This is a genomic window from Bradyrhizobium brasilense (assembly GCF_029714345.1).
Classification (GTDB): Bacteria; Pseudomonadota; Alphaproteobacteria; order Rhizobiales; family Xanthobacteraceae; genus Bradyrhizobium; species Bradyrhizobium australafricanum.
Map to the genome: position 1 here is coordinate 4,500,684 of NZ_CP121669.1, position 22,116 is coordinate 4,522,799.

Sequence of the window (22,116 nt, forward strand, 5' to 3'; positions counted from 1 at the left end):
GCGCGGGATAAGAAAGCGATCGCATCATGGCTGAGCCGATCTATCGTCGCGTGGTGATCAAGCTGTCCGGCGAATATCTGGCCGGCTCCCACGGGTTCGGTATCGATCAACCGACGGTCGATCGCATCGCCGACGACCTGATCGCGGCCCGCAAGCTCGGTATCGAGGTCGCCGTCGTGATCGGCGGCGGCAACATCGTCCGTGGCGTCGAGGTGTCCTCGCGCGGCGTCTCCCGGCCGACCGGCGACACCATGGGCATGCTTGCCACCATGATGAACTGCCTCGCGCTGGAGGCGGCGATCGAGCGCAAGGGAACCCCGGCGCGGACCTTGTCGGCATTCGTGATGCCGGAGATTTCCGAGCTGTTCACCCGTAGTGCAACGCACAAATATCTCGCCGAGGGACGCATCGTCCTGCTCGGCGGTGGAACCGGCAACCCGTTCTTCACGACCGACACCACCGCCGTGCTCCGCGCGGCCGAAATCGGTGCGCAGGCGGTGCTGAAGGCCACCAATGTCGACGGCGTCTACAGCGCCGATCCGAAGAAGGACCCCAAAGCCAAGCGCTTCGACCGCCTGACCCATTCGCAGGCGATCGAGGGCGGCTACAAGGTCATGGACGCGACCGCTTTCGCACTTGCCCGCGAGACGTCGCTGCCTATCATCGTGTTCTCTATCGCGGAGCCCGGTTCGATCGGTGCGATTCTGCGCGGTACCGGACACGGCACCGTCGTCGCCGGCTGATTGTCGCGCCTCCGGGTCCAGATTTTGGACCCGAGGGCGTCGACAGCCGGTTTCTAGTGAAAGGGAGAAACGTCATGGCCGCAGCTGGTTTTGACATCAACGACGTGAAGCGCCGCATGCAGGGCGCCACGCAATCGCTCAAGCACGAGCTTGGCGGCCTGCGCACCGGCCGTGCCGCGGCCTCTATGTTGGAGCCGGTCCAGGTCGAGGCTTACGGCTCGCATATGCCGCTCAACCAGGTTGCCACCATCAGCGTGCCCGAGCCGCGCCTGCTCTCGGTACAGGTCTGGGACAAGACGATGGTCAAGGCCGTGGAGAAGGCAATCGTCGACTCCAACCTCGGCCTGTCGCCGGCGACCGAAGGACAGGTGCTGCGCTTGCGGATTCCCGAACTCAACGAGGAGCGCCGCAAGGAGCTCGTCAAGGTCGCGCACAAATACGCGGAAGCGGCGAAGGTCGCGGTACGCCACGTGCGCCGCGACGGCCTCGACGTGATCAAGAAGCTCGAGAAGAATCACGAGATCTCCGAGGACGATCAGGAGCGCCTGTCGAACGAGGTGCAGAAGGCGACCGACGGCGTGATCGCCGAAGTCGACCAGCTGCTCGCCGCCAAGGAAAAGGAAATCCTGACGGTCTGAAGGCGCTACGGGAACGAGCCGATGTCGAACGCCGCCGCCCCAGCAACTGACGGACCGGATCGCTCCGGCAGTCCGTTGCATGTGGCCATCATCATGGACGGCAACGGGCGCTGGGCCGCTTCGCGTGGCCTGCCGCGCGTCGAGGGCCATCGCCGCGGCGTCGAAGCGCTGCGCCGCGTGGTGCGCGCGGCCCATGAACTCGGCATCGTCTATCTCACCATTTTTTCTTTCAGCTCGGAAAACTGGTCGCGGCCCGCGAGCGAGATCGGCGATCTGTTCGGCCTGTTGCGCCGCTTCATCCGCAACGATCTTGCGACGCTGCATCGTGACGGGGTGCGGGTGCGCGTGATCGGCGAGCGTGACGGGCTTGACGCCGACATCTGCGCGCTGCTCAACGAGGCAGAGGAGCTGACGAAGAACAACGTCAAGCTCAACCTTGTGGTCGCCTTCAACTATGGTTCGCGGGCGGAGATCGCCGCCGCGGCGAGGCGCCTCGCGCGCGAGGTTGCCGAAGGCAGGCGCGACGCCAACTCCATCGATGCCGACACGCTCGGGCAATATCTCGATGCGCCCGACATTCCGGATCCGGATCTGATTATCCGCACCAGCGGCGAGCAGCGTCTGTCCAACTTCCTGATGTGGCAGGCCGCCTATAGCGAACTCGTGTTCGTGCCGATTCACTGGCCGGATTTCGATAAGGCGGCGCTCGAAGGCGCGATTGCGGAATACGGCAAGCGCGAGCGCCGGTTCGGCGGGCTCGCTGCGAAAACCGGATCGTGACCGAGGGCGAGGCCGCGCCGGCGGCAGCAAACGAGCAGGGGTCGCGCAATCTCGCGATGCGCGTGATTGCGGCGCTGGTGCTGGCGCCGGTTGCGATCGCGCTGGCCTATATGGGGGGCGTCGCCTGGTCGCTCCTCGTGACATTGGCGGCGGCCGGATTGTTCGCGGAATGGCTTGTTGTCACCGGACTCGGACGCGAGCTCCGTGTCGTGGTGCCCGGCGTGGTCGCGTTGCTGCTCGCCGGACTGTGCCTGATGGCCGGCCGTATCGATGCGGCCCTGATCGTACTCGCCGCCGGTGCGGTTGTTGTGGCGCTGACGTCCGGCGCGCGGCGCAACTGGGCCATTGCGGGATTGCTCTATGCGGCAGGGGCCGAGATCGCGTCGGTCCTGCTGCGCCTCGACACGGCGAAGGGCTTTGCCGCGCTGATGTTCGTGTTGCTGATCGTGTGGGTCACCGATATCGGCGGCTACTTCGCGGGCCGCGGCATCGGCGGGCCGAAGCTCTGGGTGCGGGTCAGCCCGAAGAAGACATGGGCGGGCGCGGTTGGCGGCTTCGTGGCGAGCCTGCTGGTCGCTGCCGGCTTTGCCGCCCTTAAGATCGGCTCGACCGGTCCGCTCTTGATGCTCGGCGCCGTGTTGTCGGTGGTCTCGCAACTTGGCGATCTGTTCGAATCCGCGGTGAAGCGGCGGTTCGGCGTGAAGGATTCGAGTCACATCATTCCCGGTCACGGCGGCCTCCTGGACCGCCTGGACGGATTTGTCGCGGCCGTCATTGTGGCGGCGATTTTCGGCTTTCTCCGTGGTGGCGCCGATGGCGTCGGGCGCGGTCTTATGGTTTGGTGATGAGATGAGCGCAGTTCCGTTGCGTAACAACAAGGCCGCGGCGGCATCCGCCCTGCGGACTGTAACCGTCCTCGGTGCCACCGGCTCGATCGGCGACAGCACCATGGATCTGCTGCGCGGCGCGCGCGACCGCTACCGGGTCGAGGCGCTGACCGCGAACAGCAATGTCGAGGGCCTCGCCAAGCTGGCCAAGGAATTCGGCGCGCGGTTCGCAGCCATTGCCGATCCGGCGAAGCTTTCGGAACTGAAGGACGCGCTGGCCGGAACCCGGACCGAATGCGGGGCCGGGGAGAGCGCGATTATCGAAGCGGCCGCGCGGCCGGCCGATTGGGTGATGGCGGCGGTCAGCGGCGCGGCCGGGCTGAAGCCCGCGCTTGCCGCGGTCGATCGTGGCGCCACCGTCGCGCTGGCCAACAAGGAATGCTTGGTCTGCGCCGGCGATATCTTCATGGAGCGGGCCAGGAAGGCCGGCGCCTGCATCCTGCCGGCGGACTCCGAGCACAATGCGCTATTCCAGGCGCTGGCTTCCGGCAACCGCGAGGAACTGACGCGGGTGATCATCACCGCGTCCGGCGGGCCGTTCCGCACCTGGGCGCCCGCCGACATCGAGCAGGCGACGCTGGAACAGGCTCTGAAGCATCCCAATTGGAGCATGGGGCAGAAGATCACGATCGATTCCGCCTCGATGATGAACAAGGGTCTCGAGGTGATCGAGGCGTCCTATCTGTTCGCGCTGACGCCCGACGAAATCGACGTGCTGGTGCACCCGCAGTCGATCATCCACGGCATGGTCGAGTTCTCCGATCGCTCGGTGGTCGCCCAGCTCGGCACGCCCGACATGCGGATCCCGATCGCGCATTGCCTCGGCTGGCCCGACCGCGTCGTCGGCCCGTCCGCCAAGCTCGACCTCGCCAAGATCGGACAGCTCACCTTCGAGGCGCCGGACTTTGAACGCTTCCCGGGGCTGCGGCTGGCCTACGAGGCGCTGCGGATGGGGCATGGCGCGACGACGGTCTACAACGCCGCGAACGAGATCGCGGTCGCCGCGTTTATCGCCGGCAAGATCAAGTTCGGCGCGATCGCCCGGCTGGTCGAGGCGACGATGAACGATTGGATCAAGTCAGGGAATCAGCCACCACTGCACTCGGCGGATGATGCGATTTCCGTTGACCATATCGCGCGAAATAAAGCTGCCGCCCTATTGCCTCAAATTGCCTTAAAGGCAACCTAGAGGGTTGGGGACGGAGCCTTTGGCTCTTGTCGAGGGAAAATCGAATGCCCGAGTATTTTATTCATAGTATCAATGCGTTGAGTCATGGGCTTCTCGGTACCATCGTTCCCTTCCTCTTCGTCCTGACCATCGTCGTCTTCTTCCATGAGCTCGGCCACTTCCTGGTCGCGCGCTGGGCCGGCGTGAAGGTGTTGACGTTCTCGCTGGGCTTCGGTCCGGAGCTCGCCGGCTTCAACGACCGGCATGGCACGCGCTGGAAGATCTCGGCGATTCCGCTCGGCGGCTACGTCAAATTCTTCGGCGACGACAGCGAGGCTTCGACGCCGTCCACCGAGACGCTCGCCGCCATGACGGCGGAAGAGCGTGAAGGCAGCTTCCATCACAAATCGGTCGGAAAGCGCACCGCCATCGTTGCGGCCGGCCCGGTGGCGAACTTCATTCTCGGCGCCCTGATTTTCGCGGGCATGGCGCTCTACTACGGCAAGCCGAGCACGATTGCCCGGGTCGACGGCTTGGTGGCCGAAAGCGTCGCCGCGAACGCCGGCTTCAAGGTCGGCGATGTCGTCGTGGATATCGACGGCAGCGCGATCCAGAGCTTCGCCGACATGCAGCGGATTGTAGCTTCGAATGCTGGTTCAGAGCTTGGATTCAAGGTGAAGCGCGATGGTGCGATTGTCGCGCTCAAGGCGACGCCGGCGCTCAGGGAGGTCAAGGACCCCTTCGGCAATGCCCACCGAATCGGCGTGCTCGGAATCGAGCACAAGGCTCAGGTCGGCGAGGCGACCAGCGCCTCGGTCGGCGTGCTGGAGGCCCTCAAGATCGGCGTCGAGCAGGTTTGGTACATCATTTCCAGCACGTTCAAGTTCCTGGGCTCGCTGTTTGTTGGAACCGGCAATCCGGCCGAGGTGAGCGGCGTCATTGGAATCGCGAAGCTGTCGGGGCAGGCCGCGAGCGCCGGGTTCCAGTTCGTGATCAACCTTTGCGCCATCCTGTCGGTCTCTATCGGTCTGCTGAACCTGTTTCCGATCCCGCTTTTGGATGGCGGACACCTGCTTTTCTATAGCGCGGAGGCGCTGCGGGGACGCCCGCTGTCGGAGCGGACACAGGAGGTGGGTTTCCGAATCGGGCTGGGTCTGGTCCTGATGTTGATGGTGTTTGCGACGTATAACGACATCCTCAGGATCGCCGGGTCCTGAAACGGGCTTTTTTGTGGCGTTGCCAATGGGCAACGTCTTGGAACGAAAATGGAAATGTTCAGCTCTAGTAAGTTTGCCCCCTTGGCAAATTTGGTTACAAGCTGAGCGGCAGGTTGGGAATCTGTCGGGTCGTTGGGGAACGATCTGGCATCGTTAAGATAAGGGCGCATTGCGCATGATGTTTGGAATGCGAGTGAGGGGGGGGCTGTTCGCCGCCTTGGTCATGTTCGCCGCGCCGGTGGTTGCCACCTTGGCGACCGTAGCTGTGTCTGTGCCTGCGTCGGCGCAGACCGTCGATTCGATCACGGTGGAGGGGAACCGCCGTGTCGAGCTTGAAACCATCCGCTCCTACTTCCATCCCGGACCGGGCGGTCGGCTGGCCCAGGCCCAGATCGACGACGGTCTGAAGGCGCTGATCGAGACCGGCCTGTTTCAGGACGTCCACATCGACCAGCGGGGCGGGCGCCTCGTCGTGGTCGTGGTCGAGAACCCGGTGATCGGCCGTGTTGCCTTCGAGGGCAACAAGAAGATCAAGGACGAACAGCTCACCGCTGAAGTGCAGTCCAAGCCGCGCGGCACGTTCTCGCGCCCGATGGTCCAGTCGGACGCCCTGCGCATCGCCGAAATCTACCGTCGGTCCGGCCGCTACGACGTGCGGGTCAATCCGCAGATCATCGAGCAGCCGAACAACCGCGTCGACCTGATCTTCGAGGTCAATGAAGGCGTGAAGACCGGCGTCCGGTCGATCGAGTTCATCGGCAACAGCGCCTATTCGGCGTCCCGTCTGCGCGACGTCATCAAGACCCGCGAATCGAACATCCTGAGCTTCCTCGGCGGCAACGACGTCTACGATCCCGACCGGGTCGAGGCCGACCGTGACCTGCTGCGTCGCTTCTATCTCAAGAACGGCTATGCCGACGTCCAGGTCGTGGCCGCGCTGACCGAATACGATCCCGAGAAGAAGGGCTTCCTGGTTACCTTCAAGATCGAGGAAGGCCAGCAGTACCGCGTCGCGTCCGTCAACTATACGTCGTCGATCGCAACGCTCGATCCGAACGCGCTGCGCACCTACTCGCGCGTCAATGTCGGCTCGCTCTACAACGCCGAGGCGCTGGAGAAATCGGTCGAGGAGATGCAGATCGAGGCATCGCGCCGCGGCTACGCCTTCGCGGTGGTCCGGCCGCGCGGCGATCGCAACTTCGACAATCACACGGTGTCGATCACCTTCGCGATCGACGAAGGTCCGCGCACCTATATCGAGCGCATCAACATCCGCGGCAACAGCCGTACCCGCGACTACGTGATCCGCCGCGAGTTCGATATCTCGGAAGGCGACGCCTACAACCGTGCGCTGGTCGACCGTGCCGAGCGCCGGCTGAAGAACCTCGACTTCTTCAAGACGGTGAAGATCACCACCGAGCCGGGCTCCTCCAGCGATCGCGTCATCCTGATCGTCGATCTCGAGGAGAAGTCGACCGGCGACTTCTCGGTGTCGGGCGGTTACTCGACCACCGACGGCGCGCTGGCCGAAGTCAGCGTCTCCGAGCGCAACCTGCTCGGCCGCGGCCTGTACGCGAAGGCGTCGGTGACCTACGGCCAGTATGCCCGCGGCTACTCGCTGTCGTTCGTCGAGCCCTATCTGCTCGACTACCGCGTCGCGCTCGGCCTCGACCTCTATCAGCGCCAGCAGCTGTCCAACAGCTACATCGCCTACGGCACCAAGACGCTGGGCTTCAGCCCGCGGCTCGGCTTCAGCCTGCGGGAAGATCTCTCGCTGCAGCTGCGCTACTCGATCTACCAGCAGGAAATCACCCTGCCGTCGACGCTGAACAACTGTAACAACGTGCCGTTCCTGCCGGATGGAACGCCCAACCCCGCGTTCAATCCGAGCCCGGCCTATGCGAACCTGAACGGGATCAGCCTGGTGTCGACCAATGGTCTCGGCTGCTTCTTTGACGGCGAAGCCTCGTTGCCGGTCCGCAAGGAGCTGGCGGGCGGCAAGACCCTCACGTCGGCGCTGGGTTACACGCTCAACTACAACACGCTCGACAACAACAAGAACCCGACCGACGGTCTGATCGTCGACTTCAAGCAGGACTTCGCCGGTGTTGGCGGTGACGTCAGCTACATCAAGACCGCGATCGACGCGAAGTACTACACCCCGCTGGTCTCCGACATCGTCGGCGTGATCCACGCCCAGGGCGGCATCCTGAACAAGCTCGGGACCTCGGATCTGCGCATGCTCGATCACTTCCAGATGGGCCCGAACCTGGTCCGCGGCTTTGCGCCGAACGGTATCGGTCCGCGTGACATCAACCCGTACGGCACCATGGACGCCATCGGCGGCACCAAGTACTGGGGCGTGTCGGCGGAACTGCAGATGCCGTTCTGGTTCCTGCCGAAGGAAGTCGGGCTCAAGGGCGCGGTCTATGCCGACGCCGGCGGCCTGTACGACTACCAGGGCCCGACCTCGTGGGCGGCGACCGGCGAAGTCAACGTGCCTGGCTGTGTCAGGCCGACGAACAATCCGCCGTCTCCGGGTACGTGCCTTGGCCTGAGCTACGATGACAGCAAGGTTGTCCGTACCTCGGTCGGTGTCGGCCTGATCTGGCAGTCACCGTTCGGTCCGCTGCGCTTCGACTACGCGGTGCCGCTGACCAAGGGTGCGTTTGACCGCACGCAAGAATTCCGGTTTGGCGGCGGTACGACGTTCTAAGACCGATTGCCAACCGGACTGCGACGGATGGAATGGCGCAGCCGATCTTCTACAAGAGTCCTCCTTCGTCATCGCTGGCTGAAATAGCCGCGCTGACGAAGGCGCAACTGGTCGACCCCGAAAGGGGCGCGCTTCAGATCAGGGGGCTGGCCTCGCTCGACGAGGCCGGTCCGATGCATCTCGCCTTTTTCGACAATCTGAAATACGCCGACCAGCTTGCTGCGACCAAGGCCGGCGCGTGTCTGGTCAGCCCGCGCTTCGAGGCACAGGTGCCGAAGGGCACCGCCATGCTGCGGGCGGCGAAGCCGTTCCAGGCGTTCGTCGAGCTCGCCCGGCAATGGCACGCCGATGCCCTGCGGCCGCAATCCTGGTTCGACACCGAGGGCATCGCGCCGTCGGCGATCATCGATCCCACCGCGCGCCTCGAGGACGGCGTCATCGTCGATCCGCTGGTCGTGATCGGCCCGCGGGTCGAGATCGGCTCAGGCACCATCATCGGCGCCGGCGCGGTGATCGGGGCCGACGTCAAGATCGGCCGCGACTGCAATGTCGGCGCCAAGACCACCATTCAGTTCGCGCTGATCGGCAACAACGTCCTGATCCATCCCGGCTGCAATGTCGGCCAGGACGGCTACGGCTTCATCTTCTTCGGGCCGGCCGGCCACGTGAAGGTGCCGCAGACCGGCCGCGTGGTGATCCAGAACAATGTCGAGGTCGGCGCCGCCTCGACCATCGACCGGGGTTCCCTGCGCGACACCGTGATCGGCGAGGGCACCAAAATCGACAATCAGGTCCAGATCGGCCACAATGTGACGATCGGCCGGCACTGCCTGCTGGCGGCCCAGATCGGGCTCGCCGGCAGCCTGACCATCGGCGACAATGTCGCGCTCGGCGCCAAGGTGGGCATCAACAACCACCTCAAGATCGGCGACGGCGCCCAGGTGACGGCAATGAGCGCGGTCAAGGACGACATCCCGGCCAACGGTCGGTGGGGCGGGCATTTCGCCAAGCCGACCAAGCAGTGGTTCAGGGAAATTATCGCAGTGGAGCGTCTGGTGCGCGACAACGAAGCCAAAGGTGAGGGGCAGGAGTGATGGAGGAGGCACCGGTCAAATTCGAGCTGGTGGATATCAACGATATCCTGAAGACGCTTCCGCATCGCTTTCCGATGTTGCTGATCGACCGGGTGATCAATATCCGCACCGACTACAGCGGCATCGGCATCAAGAACGTCACCTTCAACGAGCCGCCGTTCCAGGGCCACTTCCCGGACCGCCCGGTCTACCCCGGCGTGATGATGATCGAGGCGATGGCCCAGACCGCCGGCGTCATCGGCATCAAGTCGGTCGAGGGCACCGAGAAGCCGCGCGCGGTGTATTTCCTCACCATCGACAAGTGCAAGTTCAGGAAGCCGGTGATGCCCGGCGACACCATCGAGTATCACATGCGCTCGCTCGGCCGGCGCAAGACGATGTGGTGGTTTCACGGCGACGCCAAGGTCAACGGCCAGGTCGTCGCCGAGGCCGACGTCGGTGCGATGCTGACGGATTAGGCCGCGCCGGTCTCACGACGTTGTGCAGGTGTAGCGGCCGTCCGCGCCCGCGATCCGCAGGACGCGATTGAGGAAGATGCCCATCGACGGCGCGTTCATCAGCGCGTCGTAGGTTTCGGCAGGGACGCCGCAATAATGCTGGTAGCTGCCTCTGACCGCGACCAGCAGCGCGCGTTGATCCGTGCTGTAGCAGACCCGCTGGACGATCGTGCTGCGGTTGATGTCGTGGCATTCGAAGCTCGAGAGATCGACCGCCGTGCTGTTGCCGAGATCGACCGTCTCCGGGCCGATTGGCGCAGAGAGCAGGCTGAGGATCAGCGCGGCGGCCCGGACCATGGTTCGGTTGCGACCTTCTCTTGCAACAGGCCGTCATCATACGTCACTGGACAGGGCGGGCAAAGTCGCGCTAACGACCGCCCCAATCGACAGCTTGGCGCCTCGATAGCACCTTGGCGCCATTAACGAATTCCGGACCGAAACTTCATGAGCATGATCGACCCGACTGCGCGGATTGCCGATGGCGCTGTGATCGGGGCCGGCACCGAGATCGGTCCGTACTGCATCGTCGGCCCCAATGTCGTGCTCGGCGAGAACTGCAAGCTGATCGCGCATGTCACGATCAGCGGGCATACCAGGATCGGCGCCGGCTGCATCATCTCGCCGTTCGCAGCGCTCGGCGGGCCGCCGCAGGATCTCAGCTATCGCGGCGAGCCGACCCGCCTCGAAGTCGGCGAAGCCTGCACCATCCGCGAGGGCGTGACGATGAATGTCGGCACGGTCAAGGGCGGCGGGCTCACGCGCGTCGGCGATCGCGGCTTCTTCATGAACAACAGCCATGTCGGCCATGACTGCATGGTCGGGAATGGCGTGATCTTCGCGACGTCGGCGACGCTCGGCGGCCACTGCGAGATCGGCGACTTCGTCTATATCGGCGGCCTGTCGGCTGTGCACCAGTTCACCCGCGTCGGCTCGCAGGTGATGATCGGTGGCGTCTGCGGCGTGCGCGGCGACATCATCCCGTTCGGCCTCGCCAACGGTCAGTACGCGGTTCTCGAAGGACTCAACATCATCGGCATGCGGCGCCGCCAGTTCACCAAGGCGCGGCTGGCGACGGTGCGCGCGTTCTATCAAAAGCTGTTCCACGGTCCCGGCATCTTCGCCGAGCGGCTGGCCTCGGTGCAGCCGCTGGCGGGCGAGGATCCCGCGATTGCGGAAATCCTGGCCTTCATCGAGGGCGGCAAGCTGCGCCCGCTCTGCCTTCCCGCCGATACCAATTGAGCAGGGGATGGCCGCCAGCATGACGTCAGCGGCTCCCTCGCTTTCCTCGCCGGTCGGCGTCATCGCCGGCGGCGGCGCCATGCCGTTCGCGGTCGCCGACTCCCTGGTTGCGCGCGGCATCACACCGGTGCTGTTCGCGCTGCGCGGCGCCTGCGATCCGGCGCGCGCGCAGCGGTTTCGTCACCGCTGGATCTCGGTCGGCCAGCTCGGGCGGGCGACCCGGCTGTTCCGCGACGAAGGCTGCCGCGATCTGATCTTCATCGGCACCCTGGTGCGGCCCGCGCTGTCGGAGATCCGGCTCGACTGGGGCACGCTGCGCCTGCTCGGCCACGTCGTGCGCGCATTTCGCGGCGGCGACGATCATTTGCTGTCGAGCGTTGGTCGCATCCTCGAGCAGCAGGGCTTCCGCATGGTCGGGATCAAGGATGTCGCGCCCGATCTCTTGATGCCGGAGGGCGCCGTGACGCGCGCGGCGCCCGACAGCACGGCGCTCGCCGACATCGCGCGCGGACGCGGCGTGCTCGACGTGCTCGGCCCGTTCGACATCGGTCAGGCGGCCGTGGTGATCGACGGTCATGTGGTAGCGGTCGAGGATATCGAGGGTACCGACGGGCTGCTCGCGCGCGTCGCGCGGCTGCGCGCCGAGGGTCGCATTCGCGCCAAGGCCGGCCGCGGCGTGCTGGTGAAGGCTCCGAAGAGCCGGCAGGATCTGCGCTTCGATCTGCCGACCATCGGCCCGCGGACGGTCGAGGGCGCGGCAGCAGCCGGTATCGCCGGCATCGCCGTGATCGCCGGCAATACGCTGGCCGCCGAGCCGCAGGCCCTGGTCGAGGCCGCCGACGCCAAGGGGCTGTTTGTCATCGGGCTGGCGGGCTGATGCAGGTGCGCAGCCCCAGCACCGCTCGCAAGATCTTCCTCATCGCGACCGAGGAATCCGGCGACCGCCTCGGCGCGGCACTGATGCAGGTGCTGCGCCAGCGGCTCGGCGATGCCGTGCAGTTTTCCGGCGTCGGCGGCCGGGCGATGACTGCTCAGGGAATCGCCCCGCTGTTTCCGATCGAAGAGCTCTCGATCATGGGCTTTGCCGCCGTCGTGAAGCAATTGCCGAAAATCCTGCGATTGATCCGGCGCACCGCCGATGCCGTGCTTGCCGACGCGCCTGACATGCTCGTCATCATCGACAGCCCCGATTTCACCCACCGCGTCGCCCGTCGCGTCCGCGCCCGCAACCCGAACATTCCGATCGTCGATTACGTGTCGCCATCGGTCTGGGCCTGGCGGCCGGGCAGGGCGCGCGCGATGCGGGGCTATGTCGACCACGTGCTCGCGCTGCTGCCGTTCGAGCCGGAGGAATATCGCAAGCTGCAGGGACCGCCGTGCAGCTATGTCGGCCACCCCCTGACCGAGCAGCTCGCCTCGCTGCGCCCGAACGAGGACGAGCAGAAGCGGCGCGATGGGCAGCCTCCGGTGCTGCTGGTGCTGCCCGGAAGCCGGCGCAGCGAGATCAGGTATCATCTGGCGCTGTTCGGCGCGGCGCTCGGCCAGCTCAACAAGCAAACGCCGTTCGAGCTCGTGCTCCCCACCATGCCGCACCTCGAGGCGATGGTGCGCGAAGGCGTCGCGTCGTGGCCGGTGGTGCCGCGGCTCGCGATCGGCGAGACCGAGAAGCGCGCCGCGTTCCGTGTCGCCCGCGCTGCGCTTGCGAAGTCGGGTACGGTGACGCTGGAGCTCGCGTTGTCAGGGATTCCCATGGTGACGGCCTATCGCGTCGGCGCCGCCGAGGCGTTCATCCTGCGCCGCGCGATCCGGGTCTCCTCGGTGATCCTCGCCAATCTCGTGATCGGCAGCGATATCATTCCCGAGTTCCTGCAGGAGGACTGCACGCCGGACAAGCTCGCAGCGGCGCTGGGTGACGTGCTTGCGGATACACCCGATCGTCTGCGGCAGCTCGTGGGATTCGCGACGATGGACGGGAAGATGTCGACCGGCGACCAGCCGCCGAGCGTCCGCGCCGCCGACATCGTGCTGGCGGAAATGGGCCGCCGCTCGGCCTAGCCAATCGATCGTGTCCTCGTTCAGTGGCGACATCCCGCCGCAACGACCCGCTTGCGCTGAATATTTAGACCGTACTAATATTAGCAATAGCTAATATTGGTACGGAGCCTGCCATGAAGATCGACCCGGTCGCCTATGTTGGAGCCGTCATTCGCGAAGTCGCCTTCCGGGAACGCGACGGCAAGCCGGCGCGGGCGGTGATCGCGACCCGCAGCTACGACACCGATATCGCCGATCTCTGGGATGTGCTGACCAACCCCGAACGCATTCCGCGCTGGTTCCTGCCGATCTCGGGCGACCTGAGGCTTGGCGGCCGCTATCAGTTCCAGGGCCATGCGGGCGGCGAGATCACGGCGTGTGAGCCGCCGCGCCGGCTTGCCGTCACGTGGGAGTCCATGGGCACGGTCAGCTGGGTTACCGTGACGCTGGCCGAGAACGGTCCGGACGCCACGCGCCTGGAATTGGAACACCTCTCGGTGATCGAGGGCGACTTCTGGGACCGCTACGGGGCCGGTGCGGTCGGCGTCGGCTGGGATCTCGCGCTGCTAGGGCTCGCGCTCTATCTGGCCATGCCGCCCGGCGAGGAATTCGACCGCGCCGCCGCGTCCGCCTGGCCAGCCACCGACGACGGCAAGGAATTCATCCGCCACGCCAGCGAGGACTGGTGCAGGGCCTCGATCGCGGCGGGCACGGAGGAGGCTGCGGCGCGCAGATCGGCCGCAAACACCACGGCGGCCTATTGCGGCGAGCCGGAGCCGGGGAGCGGAGGCTAGAGCATGATCCGGAAAAGTGTGAAGCGGTTTTCCCTCGCGACAAACGCGAAGCGTTTGCGCGGAGATCATGCTCAAACCAAGAGCTAAAGCGGGATGACGATGCAGTCTCATCGCGCTTTAGCGACCTTGCACGCCTTCGACATCCTCGGCGATCCCGTCCGCCGGCGTATCCTGGAACTGCTTGCGACCGGCGAGCACAGTTCGGGCGACGTCGTTGCGGTCGTGCAGCGCGAGTTCGGGATCACCCAGTCGGCGGTGTCGCAGCAACTGCGGATCTTGCGGGACGCCGGCTTCGCGTCGGTGCGCGCCGACGGCACGCGCCGCATCTATGCGGTCGAGCCGGCGCGGCTGCGCGAGGTCGACGACTGGCTCGACCGGTTCAGGGCGTTCTGGCTGCCGCGCCTTGACGCGATCGCGACCGAAGTCGCGCGGGGCAAACGAAAACGGCGCCATCAGGAATGATGGCGCCGTCCCGGATTCGCTTCAGCGATGCCGCTTACTTGCGCTTGTCGATCTGCACATAGTCGCGGCGCGCGACGCCGGTGTAGAGCTGGCGCGGACGGCCGATCTTCTGCTGCGGGTCCTCGATCATCTCGCTCCACTGGCTGATCCAGCCGACGGTGCGGGCGACCGCGAACAGCACGGTGAACATCGAGACCGGGAAGCCCATCGCCTTCAGCGTGATGCCCGAATAGAAGTCGACGTTCGGGTAGAGCTTGCGATCGATGAAGTAGGGATCGCTGAGCGCGATCTTCTCGAGCTCCATCGCGACCTTGAGCATCGGATCGTCGCCGTGGCCGGTCTCCTTCAGCACCGCGTGACACATCTTCTGCATGATCTTGGCGCGCGGATCGTAGTTCTTGTAGACGCGGTGGCCGAAGCCCATCAGGCGAACTTCGCTGTTCTTGTCCTTCACCTTGGCGATGAAATCCGGAATGTTTTCGACCTTGCCGATGTCGTAGAGCATGTTGAGCGCGGCCTCGTTGGCGCCGCCATGCGCCGGGCCCCACAGGCAGGCGATGCCGGCCGCGATGCAGGCGAACGGGTTGGCACCCGAGGAGCCGGCGATGCGTACCGTCGAGGTCGAGGCGTTCTGCTCGTGGTCGGCGTGCAGGATGAAGATCTTGTCGAGCGCGTCGGCGAGCACCGGGTTGATCTTGTAGTCCTCGCAGGGCACCGCGAAGCACATGTTGAGGAAGTTCTCGGCAAACGAGAGCGAGTTCTTCGGATACACGAAGGGTTGGCCGACGGTGTACTTGTAGGCCATCGCCGCCAGCGTCGGCACCTTCGCGATCATCCGCATCGAGGCGATCATGCGCTGGCGCGGATCGTTGATGTCGGTCGAGTCGTGATAGAACGCGGCGAGAGCGCCGACCGCGGCGACCATGATCGCCATCGGATGAGCGTCGCGGCGGAAGCCCTGGAAGAACCGCGCCATCTGCTCATGCACCATCGTGTGATGGATCACGCGATGGTCGAAGTCCTTCTTCTGCGCCGGGGTCGGAAGATCCCCGTACAGCAGCAGGTAGCAGGTCTCGAGGAAGTCGCCGTGCTCGGCGAGCTGCTCGATCGGATAGCCGCGGTATTCGAGCACGCCGGCGTCGCCGTCGATATAGGTGATCTTCGACTGGCAGCTGCCGGTCGAGGTGAAGCCGGGGTCGTAGGTGAACACCCCGGCCTGGCCGTAGAGCTTGGCGATGTCGATGACATCAGGCCCAACCGTGCCGCTCAGGATCGGGAAATCGTAGTTCTTGTTGCCGATGGTGAGTGTGGCTGTCTTGCTGGATTTTGCGTCCATCGTGATATCCCCGATGAATTCGTTGCGAAAACCGACCTTGCCCAGTCGCTAAATTGCGGCCCATGGCGGGGCGGAACGGCTTGTGGAGAAAGCGTCCAGAATTGGGTAGCTCATTGCCATGTGCGCTGCAAGATGGACCCTGGAGGGGGTCCATGCAGGATCACGCCGCCTGATCGGCGAGGCGGGCAAGGCACTCCTGGCGTCCCAGCACGGCCAGCACGTCGAATATGCCCGGCGACGTCGTACGTCCCGTCAGCGCCACCCGCAGCGGCTGGGCGACGGCGCCGAGTTTCAGGTTGTTCTGCTCGGCGAAATTCCGCATCGCGGTCTCGGTGGTTTCCGCCGTCCAGTCGTTGACGGCTTCCAGCGCGGTGCGCAGGCGGCCGATCAACGCGCGCGTTTCCGGCGTCAGCAGCGCCACAGCTTTCGGGTCGAGCGCGAGCGGACGATCGGCGAAGATGAAATAGGCGCCCGAGATCAGCTCGATCAGCGTCTTGGCGCGCTCCTTCAGGCTCGGCATCGCCCGCAGCAATTGCGCGCGGGTGGTGTCATTGAGCTTGGCCTTCAGCGCGGCGCCCTCGGGAACATAATCCAGCACGCTCTCGAACTGGGTCACGAGGGATTGATCGTCGCTCTGCCGGATATAGTGACCGTTGAGGTTCTCCAGCTTGGCGAAATCGAACCGTGCCGCAGAACGGCCGATGCCCGAGAGGTCGAACGCGTCGATCATCTCCTGGGTCGAGAAGATCTCCTGATCGCCATGGCTCCAGCCGAGCCGGACGAGGTAGTTGCGCAAGGCGGCCGGCAGGTAGCCGAGGGCGCGGTAGGCGTCGACGCCGAGCGCGCCATGGCGCTTCGACAGTTTCGAGCCGTCGGGACCGTGGATCAGCGGAATGTGGGACATGCTCGGCAGTTCCCACTCCAGGGCGTCGTAGATCTGCTTCTGGCGCGCGGCGTTGATCAGGTGGTCGTCGCCACGGATGATGTGGGTGACGCCCATATCGTGGTCGTCGACCACGACCGCGAGCATGTAGGTCGGGGTGCCGTCGCCGCGCAGCAGGACGAGGTCGTCGAGGTTCTCGTTCTGCCAGACCACGCGGCCCTGCACCTGGTCCTCGATCACGGTTTCGCCGCTCTGCGGCGCCTTGAGGCGGATGGTCGGCTTGATGCCGGCGGGCGCGGTGGCCGGATCGCGGTCACGCCACATGCCGTCATAGAGGCGGGTGCGGCCCTCGGCGCGCGCCTTCTCGCGCATCGCGGTGAGCTCTTCCGGCGAGGCATAGCAGTAATAGGCGCGCCCGGCGGCGAGCAGGCTCTCGGCGACCTCGCGATGGCGGGCGGCGCGGCTGAACTGGTAGATGACCTCGCCGTCCCAATCGAGCTCGAGCCATTTCAGGCCGTCCAGGATGGCGTCGATCGCCTCCTTGGTCGAGCGTTCACGGTCGGTGTCCTCGATCCGGAGCAGCATCTTGCCGCCGAGCTTCCTGGCATAGAGCCAGTTGAACAGCGCGGTGCGGGCACCTCCGATATGGAGGAAGCCGGTCGGAGAGGGGGCGAAGCGGGTAACGACGGGTTTGGTCATGATCGAGCGAGACGTATGCTGAGACGGCGGTGGTGTATATCAGGAACCGAACATAACTAAACCCCCGGCTGACCTTTTGCCCACCAAACCAGGCCTCAAACCAGACTTGAAACCAGACTTGGCCGGACGGCACGAATTTGGCAGAAGGTTGAGCTGACTCCTCCAAGGAACCCTTTGATGACGACTGACACGACGGCAGAGGCAGGGCGCGACTTCATCCGCGACATCGTCCAGGCCGATCTCTCCTCCCACAAGCACAACCGGATCGTGACCCGTTTCCCGCCGGAGCCGAACGGCTACCTGCATATCGGTCACGCCAAGTCGATCGCCCTGAATTTCGGCATCGCGCAGGAGTTCGGCGGCCAGTGCAATTTGCGCTTCGACGACACCAATCCGACCAAGGAGGAGCAGGAATACATCGACTCCATCCAGGCCGACGTCCATTGGCTCGGCTACGACTGGGGAGCCAACCTGTTCTTTGCGTCGGACTATTTCGAGCGCCTGTACGATTGGGCCGAGGGCCTGATCAAGGCCGGCTATGCCTATGTCGACGATCAGTCGCAGGAGGAGATCCGCACTTCCCGCGGCACGCTGACCGAACCCGGCAAGAACTCGCCGTTCCGCGACCGCTCGGTCGAGGAGAACCTCGACCTGTTCCGCCGCATGAAGGCCGGAGAGTTCTCGAACGGCGCCCGCGTGCTGCGCGCCAAGATCGACATGGCCGCCGGCAACATCAACCTGCGCGATCCGGTGCTCTACCGCATTCTGCACGCCCATCATCCGCGTACCGGCGACAAGTGGTCGATCTATCCGAGCTACGACTACGCGCACGGCCAGTCGGACGCGATCGAGGGCATCACCCATTCGATCTGCACGCTGGAGTTCGAGGATCACCGCCCGCTCTATGAGTGGCTGCTCGACAAGCTGCCGGTGCCTTCGAAGCCGCGCCAGTACGAAATGGCACGGCTCAACCTGACCTATACGCTGCTGTCCAAGCGCGTGCTGACCCAGCTCGTCCGTGACGGCCACGTCTCGGGCTGGGACGATCCGCGCATGCCGACCATTGCCGGCTTGAAGCGGCGCGGCGTGCCGCCGGCGGCGGTGCGCGAATTCATCAAGCGCATCGGCGTCGCCAAGGCCAACAGCGTGGTCGATGTCGGGATGCTCGAATTCTGCATCCGCGAGGAGCTGAACCGCACGGCGCTGCGCCGCATGGCGGTGCTGCGGCCGCTCAAGGTGGTGATCGAGAATTATCCGGAAGGGCAGGTCGAGGAGATCGAGGCGATCAACCATCCCGACAATCCGGAAGCCGGCACCCGCAAGATCGCGTTCGGCCGCGAGCTCTATATCGAGCGCGACGACTTCATGGAGAGTCCGCCGAAGAAATTCTACCGCCTCTCGCCCGGCAACGAGGTGCGGCTGCGCTACGCCTACTTCATCAAGTGCACCGGCGTGGTGAAGAACGACGCCGGCGAGATCGTCGAACTCCGCGCGACCTACGATCCCTTAACCAAGGGTGGCAACGCGCCCGACGGCCGCAAGGTCAAGGCGACGATGCACTGGTTGCCGGCGGCGCAGTCGAAGCCGGCGGAGATCCGCATCTACAACCAGCTGTTCGCCAATCCGAGCCCGAACGCGGCCGATTTCGCCGCCGACCTCAATCCGCAGTCGCTCGAAGTGCTGAAGGATGCGCGCGTCGAGCCGGCGATCGCCGAGAGCAATTCACCCGATCCGGTGCAATTCGAGCGGCAGGGCTATTTCGTGCGCGACGCGGATTCGACGCCGGACCAGCTGGTGTTCAACCGCACCATCGGCCTGCGCGACACCTTCGCCAAGGAAGTCGGCGGCAAGGGCTAGCCGAGAGGAAGCGCGTCCCGCGCGGACAAGCGGACGGGGGGATCGATGCCTGACGAATCCGACGAGATCGCCTCCGCCATCATCGCCAGATGGTCGGCGGGTTTCAGCAGGCTCGATGCAAATGCGTTAAGCGCGCTCTATTCGAAGAGCGCGTTCTTCTTCGGCTCGAACCCGACGCTGTATCGCGGCCGCGACGGCGTCAAAGCCTACTTTGACGGTCTGCCGCGCTGGCACGCGCCGCGCGTTCAGTTCAGCGATGTCAGGGCAGAGCGGGTCAACGCCGATCTCGTCAACATGGCGGGCATCGCGTCATTCTTCCTCGACGGCGATGCGCCCTCGCTCGCCGTCAAGATCACCTGGGTGATCGCGCACGAGGACGGCGACTGGAAGATCGTCTGCCACCACGTCTCGTCGCAGACGCCGCTGATCTAGGCCTGGCGCTGGAGCTGACACAAAAAGTCGAGGGCCGGCGGGCCCTCGTAGTCAGGGAGGGTGCGCGGGGCCGGGCGCCTCGCGGCTGCACCCAACTCGCAGGCTATCCGGATCGCGCTGCATTGCGAGGAGGGACCAAGGTCGTAGGCTGCGGAGCGCGGCTTCCGGGCGCCCGGACGGCAGCATGGTCGTCGGCTCGCGGATAAGCAGCGGCAACACATCGCAGGTCGGATAGATGCTTTTTTGTCCGCGCCGCACCATATCTTCGGAAGAAGGAGGTGAGGATCATGCGCATTCAACACTGGCAGGATGCTGCCAGCCTGTTGGTAGGCGCCTGGCTGGTCGCATCGCCGTTTGCACTGGGCTTCTCCGGGGCAGCTCTCTGGATCTCCATCGCGCTCGGATTGGGCGTCGTGCTGTTCGCCCTGGAGGCATTCATCATTCCGTCCTATCTGGAGGAATGGGGCGAGATGCTGATGGGGTTGGCTCTGGTGGTCGCACCCTGGACGTTCAACTACCAGCAGGGATCGGTCACGACGAGCAGCGTGCTCGCCGGGGTCGCGGTGATCGTGCTCGCGTGCTGGGAGCTGACGATGGATCGTGATTTCGCCACCTGGTGGCACGATCGCTGGCATCACCGAGCTGGCTGAGAGGAAGCTGACTGAGACGTTGGCCTGACCGCCAACCAAAGGCGGCCGGAGCGGGGATTTGCGTGGCGCGGGATCCCCTCTGCCGCCCGATGCAGGTTCTACCGAGACATCACGCCAGAGACGGCGGGTACGGGACGATTCAGAAGCGTCGTCCCGCACTCGCTGGACGGCGGCCATGGCGCCTGCAGGGTGAGAGCGTTTTCGGGCGACGTGGATACCGGTTCGCGTAAGGAAAACGCGTCAAAACAAGATTCCAGGGGCCCGTTCCGATCCCATCGGAACGGGGTCTAGTCGCCCGTCAGCAAGGTGACTCCGTCACGATGCGGCTTTCGCCTCGATCTGCTCCCAAATTCTGGTCTTGCGTGTCTCGGGCATGATGAAGACGGCGATCACGAAGCACACCGCGGGAACGACAATCGGGTAGATCAGCGCATAGCCGATGCTGCCGGTCGCCGCGAAGGCGGCTGATGTGATGAACGGCACCAATCCGCCGCCCCAACCATTGCCGATATGATACGGCACCGAGACCGAGGTGTACCTGATCCTGGCCGGGAAAAACTCCGCCAGGAACGCGCCGACCGGCCCATACACCATCCCGACGTAACAGACGAGGATGAAGATGATGAAGACGGCGACCGGATAGTTGATGTGTCCCGGCTGCGTGACCATGCCGAGCCACAGATACAGCGGATAGTAGGTGATCGCGGCAAGCAGCATTCCTCCGAGGATCACGGACTTGCGGCCGATCTGATCCGACAGCCAACCAAAGAAGATCAGGCTCGGCGTTGCGATCAACAATGCGGCTCCCACGATGTAGGCCGAGGTAACCGCATCGACCTTGGAGACCTGCTGCAGGAAGTACAGTGCCCAGAATTGACCACTGTACCAGACCACGCCCTGTCCAATCAGGACGACGATAGCGATCAGGATGTACTTGATGTTGGCGCTGAGGAAAGCTTCCCGCCAGGGATTCCTGGTCATCTGTCCGCGCGCCTTGATCTCCTGGAAAATCGGCGTCTCCTGGAGTTGGAGGCGGATGTAGATGGCGATGGCCACCAGCAGGAACGAGACCAGGAACGGTACGCGCCACGCCCATTCGTCAAAGGCCTGATTGCCGGCCCAGGTTCGGGTCAGAACGATTACGGCCAGCGACACCACGATCCCGAGCGTCGGCGAGGTTTGTAGCCAGCCCGTGTAGTAGCCGCGGTGGTCATCCGGAACATGCTCGGCGACGTAGGTGATGGCGCCGCCATATTCGCCGCCCAGGCAGAGACCCTGGATCATCCGCAAGCCGAACAGAACGAATGCGGCCGTCAGGCCGATCGATTCATAGGTTGGGATGAGTCCGATCGCGCCCGTTCCCAGGCCCATTCCGCTCAAGGTAACAAGGAATGTATATTTGCGGCCGACCCGATCGCCCATCCATCCGAACAGGAAGGCCCCCAGCGGGCGGATCAGGAATCCCGCAGTGAACAGCGCGATCGTGCTCAGCAGGGCTGCGACGGGGTGGGATTGCTCAAAGAACTTGACCGACAGAACTGCGGCCAGGCTGCCAAAAATATAAAAGTCGTACCATTCAATGATGTTTCCCACTGACGCAGCGACAATCACGCGGCGAAAATCGCTTGGTACTTGAATTGCCATGTGCTGCTCCTCTCAAAAGCAAACGCTACTCCTCGCGTTTTTCAGCGATCTATCCGCTCGCGGAGTGCGCGTGGTGCGCGGCGTTACAGGCGAGATTTGCGCGTTCGTCCGCAACGCCTGATCTCAGGGGAGTTGTGGCCACCTGAGAGGAGCTCCAGCGGCCTTCAAGTGCCGCGAGCCGTCACTGCCTCATCCCCGTCTCTTTGGGAGTGGAGGCATCGGAACAGTCTATTCCTAATGTGATCGGTATCTTAGTGAGACTTTCGGCTCGATCGATTTGACGCAGGCGGCAGCCGTGGCCCGGCGCGAGCTAGGCAAGGCGCAGGACGATCCAGGTACCCGAGCG

The 22,116-nt window shown here is 64.6% G+C and carries 21 protein-coding genes; 17 read left to right on the plus strand and 4 right to left on the minus strand.

The window, feature by feature from the left end:
- Positions 1–26 precede the first annotated feature (26 nt).
- From pyrH to fabZ, 9 genes are all read left to right on the plus strand, one after another.
- Positions 27–743, plus strand: coding sequence for a UMP kinase (pyrH, locus tag QA635_RS21140; protein ID WP_028334006.1), 717 nt, complete (start codon positions 27–29; stop codon positions 741–743).
- A 74-nt stretch (positions 744–817) separates the two neighbouring features.
- The gene (gene frr / locus QA635_RS21145) at positions 818–1,381 is read left to right on the plus strand and encodes a ribosome recycling factor (RefSeq protein ID WP_028334007.1); all 564 of its coding nucleotides are present in this window, start codon (positions 818–820) and stop codon (positions 1,379–1,381) included.
- 21 nt (positions 1,382–1,402) lie between these two features.
- Positions 1,403–2,161 (plus strand): isoprenyl transferase, encoded by a 759-nt coding sequence (locus QA635_RS21150; protein WP_253608473.1) that lies wholly within the window; start codon positions 1,403–1,405, stop codon positions 2,159–2,161.
- Complete coding sequence (locus QA635_RS21155) at positions 2,158–3,006, plus strand: phosphatidate cytidylyltransferase (RefSeq protein WP_283061289.1); 849 nt, start codon at positions 2,158–2,160, stop codon at positions 3,004–3,006. Before QA635_RS21150 ends, QA635_RS21155 begins: the two co-directional genes overlap by 4 nt.
- 4 nt (positions 3,007–3,010) lie before the next feature.
- Positions 3,011–4,237 (plus strand): 1-deoxy-D-xylulose-5-phosphate reductoisomerase, encoded by a 1,227-nt coding sequence (gene dxr / locus QA635_RS21160; RefSeq protein ID WP_225159012.1) that lies wholly within the window; start codon positions 3,011–3,013, stop codon positions 4,235–4,237.
- Positions 4,238–4,281: 44 nt separating this feature from the next.
- Positions 4,282–5,433 (plus strand): RIP metalloprotease RseP, encoded by a 1,152-nt coding sequence (gene rseP, locus QA635_RS21165; protein WP_028339659.1) that lies wholly within the window; start codon positions 4,282–4,284, stop codon positions 5,431–5,433.
- Between the two features lie 175 nt (positions 5,434–5,608).
- Positions 5,609–8,149 (plus strand): outer membrane protein assembly factor BamA, encoded by a 2,541-nt coding sequence (gene bamA / locus QA635_RS21170; protein WP_283061290.1) that lies wholly within the window; start codon positions 5,609–5,611, stop codon positions 8,147–8,149.
- Positions 8,150–8,181: 32 nt separating this feature from the next.
- Entirely contained in the window at positions 8,182–9,243 is a 1,062-nt protein-coding gene (gene lpxD, locus QA635_RS21175; protein WP_283061291.1) for a UDP-3-O-(3-hydroxymyristoyl)glucosamine N-acyltransferase, read from the plus strand.
- Positions 9,243–9,701 (plus strand): 3-hydroxyacyl-ACP dehydratase FabZ, encoded by a 459-nt coding sequence (gene fabZ / locus QA635_RS21180; protein WP_076857667.1) that lies wholly within the window; start codon positions 9,243–9,245, stop codon positions 9,699–9,701. Before lpxD ends, fabZ begins: the two co-directional genes overlap by 1 nt.
- A 12-nt stretch (positions 9,702–9,713) precedes the next feature.
- Here the strand turns inward: fabZ and QA635_RS21185 are convergent, their stop codons facing one another.
- A complete protein-coding gene (locus QA635_RS21185; protein ID WP_141342145.1) occupies positions 9,714–10,037 on the minus strand; it encodes a KTSC domain-containing protein in 324 nt (107 codons plus the stop codon).
- A 147-nt stretch (positions 10,038–10,184) separates the two neighbouring features.
- Here QA635_RS21185 and lpxA point away from each other — a divergent pair, with 147 nt between their 5' ends.
- The 5 genes from lpxA to QA635_RS21210 all read left to right on the plus strand — a co-directional run bounded on the left by lpxA (position 10,185) and on the right by QA635_RS21210 (position 14,269).
- Positions 10,185–10,979, plus strand: coding sequence for an acyl-ACP--UDP-N-acetylglucosamine O-acyltransferase (lpxA, locus tag QA635_RS21190; RefSeq protein ID WP_028334015.1), 795 nt, complete (start codon positions 10,185–10,187; stop codon positions 10,977–10,979).
- 19 nt (positions 10,980–10,998) lie between these two features.
- Entirely contained in the window at positions 10,999–11,856 is an 858-nt protein-coding gene (locus QA635_RS21195) for an LpxI family protein (protein ID WP_283061292.1), read from the plus strand.
- A complete protein-coding gene (lpxB, locus tag QA635_RS21200; protein ID WP_283061293.1) occupies positions 11,856–13,034 on the plus strand; it encodes a lipid-A-disaccharide synthase in 1,179 nt (392 codons plus the stop codon). The genes QA635_RS21195 and lpxB overlap by 1 nt, the downstream gene beginning before the upstream one ends.
- A 113-nt stretch (positions 13,035–13,147) precedes the next feature.
- Complete coding sequence (locus QA635_RS21205; RefSeq protein WP_283061294.1) at positions 13,148–13,807, plus strand: SRPBCC family protein; 660 nt, start codon at positions 13,148–13,150, stop codon at positions 13,805–13,807.
- Between the two features lie 93 nt (positions 13,808–13,900).
- Entirely contained in the window at positions 13,901–14,269 is a 369-nt protein-coding gene (locus QA635_RS21210; RefSeq protein ID WP_283061296.1) for an ArsR/SmtB family transcription factor, read from the plus strand.
- A 34-nt stretch (positions 14,270–14,303) separates the two neighbouring features.
- Here QA635_RS21210 and gltA read toward each other — a convergent pair whose 3' ends face one another.
- On the minus strand, positions 14,304–15,605 hold the full coding sequence (gene gltA / locus QA635_RS21215) for a citrate synthase (protein WP_225647497.1): 1,302 nt from the start codon (positions 15,603–15,605) through the stop codon (positions 14,304–14,306).
- A 160-nt stretch (positions 15,606–15,765) separates the two neighbouring features.
- The gene (gltX, locus tag QA635_RS21220; RefSeq protein WP_283061297.1) at positions 15,766–17,187 is read right to left on the minus strand and encodes a glutamate--tRNA ligase; all 1,422 of its coding nucleotides are present in this window, start codon (positions 17,185–17,187) and stop codon (positions 15,766–15,768) included.
- A 177-nt stretch (positions 17,188–17,364) separates the two neighbouring features.
- Here gltX and QA635_RS21225 point away from each other — a divergent pair, with 177 nt between their 5' ends.
- The 3 genes from QA635_RS21225 to QA635_RS21235 all read left to right on the plus strand — a co-directional run bounded on the left by QA635_RS21225 (position 17,365) and on the right by QA635_RS21235 (position 20,126).
- Positions 17,365–19,044, plus strand: a complete 1,680-nt coding sequence (locus tag QA635_RS21225; RefSeq protein ID WP_283061298.1) for a glutamine--tRNA ligase/YqeY domain fusion protein — start codon at positions 17,365–17,367, stop codon at positions 19,042–19,044.
- Positions 19,045–19,089: 45 nt separating this feature from the next.
- Positions 19,090–19,476 (plus strand): YybH family protein, encoded by a 387-nt coding sequence (locus tag QA635_RS21230; protein WP_283061300.1) that lies wholly within the window; start codon positions 19,090–19,092, stop codon positions 19,474–19,476.
- A 287-nt stretch (positions 19,477–19,763) separates the two neighbouring features.
- Positions 19,764–20,126: an SPW repeat domain-containing protein gene (locus tag QA635_RS21235; protein WP_225647504.1), complete on the plus strand. Its 363-nt coding sequence runs from the start codon at positions 19,764–19,766 to the stop codon at positions 20,124–20,126.
- Between the two features lie 315 nt (positions 20,127–20,441).
- On the opposite strand, the gene QA635_RS21240 is transcribed toward QA635_RS21235, so the two are convergent.
- Entirely contained in the window at positions 20,442–21,770 is a 1,329-nt protein-coding gene (locus tag QA635_RS21240; protein WP_225159022.1) for an MFS transporter, read from the minus strand.
- Positions 21,771–22,116: the final 346 nt, after the last annotated feature.

What these genes read in the sequence shown, in the direction of transcription:
- pyrH (WP_028334006.1), top strand. Translation starts at nt 27, where the DNA reads ATGGCTGAGCCGATCTATCGTCGCGTGGTGATCAAGCTGTCCGGCGAA.
- frr (WP_028334007.1), top strand. Translation starts at nt 818, where the DNA reads ATGGCCGCAGCTGGTTTTGACATCAACGACGTGAAGCGCCGCATGCAG.
- QA635_RS21150 (WP_253608473.1), top strand. Translation starts at nt 1,403, where the DNA reads ATGTCGAACGCCGCCGCCCCAGCAACTGACGGACCGGATCGCTCCGGC.
- dxr (WP_225159012.1), top strand. Translation starts at nt 3,011, where the DNA reads ATGAGCGCAGTTCCGTTGCGTAACAACAAGGCCGCGGCGGCATCCGCC.
- rseP (WP_028339659.1), top strand. Translation starts at nt 4,282, where the DNA reads ATGCCCGAGTATTTTATTCATAGTATCAATGCGTTGAGTCATGGGCTT.
- bamA (WP_283061290.1), top strand. Translation starts at nt 5,609, where the DNA reads ATGATGTTTGGAATGCGAGTGAGGGGGGGGCTGTTCGCCGCCTTGGTC.
- lpxD (WP_283061291.1), top strand. Translation starts at nt 8,182, where the DNA reads ATGGCGCAGCCGATCTTCTACAAGAGTCCTCCTTCGTCATCGCTGGCT.
- fabZ (WP_076857667.1), top strand. Translation starts at nt 9,243, where the DNA reads ATGGAGGAGGCACCGGTCAAATTCGAGCTGGTGGATATCAACGATATC.
- QA635_RS21185 (WP_141342145.1), bottom strand. Translation starts at nt 10,037, where the DNA reads ATGGTCCGGGCCGCCGCGCTGATCCTCAGCCTGCTCTCTGCGCCAATC.
- lpxA (WP_028334015.1), top strand. Translation starts at nt 10,185, where the DNA reads ATGAGCATGATCGACCCGACTGCGCGGATTGCCGATGGCGCTGTGATC.
- QA635_RS21195 (WP_283061292.1), top strand. Translation starts at nt 10,999, where the DNA reads ATGACGTCAGCGGCTCCCTCGCTTTCCTCGCCGGTCGGCGTCATCGCC.
- lpxB (WP_283061293.1), top strand. Translation starts at nt 11,856, where the DNA reads ATGCAGGTGCGCAGCCCCAGCACCGCTCGCAAGATCTTCCTCATCGCG.
- QA635_RS21205 (WP_283061294.1), top strand. Translation starts at nt 13,148, where the DNA reads ATGAAGATCGACCCGGTCGCCTATGTTGGAGCCGTCATTCGCGAAGTC.
- QA635_RS21210 (WP_283061296.1), top strand. Translation starts at nt 13,901, where the DNA reads ATGACGATGCAGTCTCATCGCGCTTTAGCGACCTTGCACGCCTTCGAC.
- gltA (WP_225647497.1), bottom strand. Translation starts at nt 15,605, where the DNA reads ATGGACGCAAAATCCAGCAAGACAGCCACACTCACCATCGGCAACAAG.
- gltX (WP_283061297.1), bottom strand. Translation starts at nt 17,187, where the DNA reads ATGACCAAACCCGTCGTTACCCGCTTCGCCCCCTCTCCGACCGGCTTC.
- QA635_RS21225 (WP_283061298.1), top strand. Translation starts at nt 17,365, where the DNA reads ATGACGACTGACACGACGGCAGAGGCAGGGCGCGACTTCATCCGCGAC.
- QA635_RS21230 (WP_283061300.1), top strand. Translation starts at nt 19,090, where the DNA reads ATGCCTGACGAATCCGACGAGATCGCCTCCGCCATCATCGCCAGATGG.
- QA635_RS21235 (WP_225647504.1), top strand. Translation starts at nt 19,764, where the DNA reads ATGCGCATTCAACACTGGCAGGATGCTGCCAGCCTGTTGGTAGGCGCC.
- QA635_RS21240 (WP_225159022.1), bottom strand. Translation starts at nt 21,770, where the DNA reads ATGGCAATTCAAGTACCAAGCGATTTTCGCCGCGTGATTGTCGCTGCG.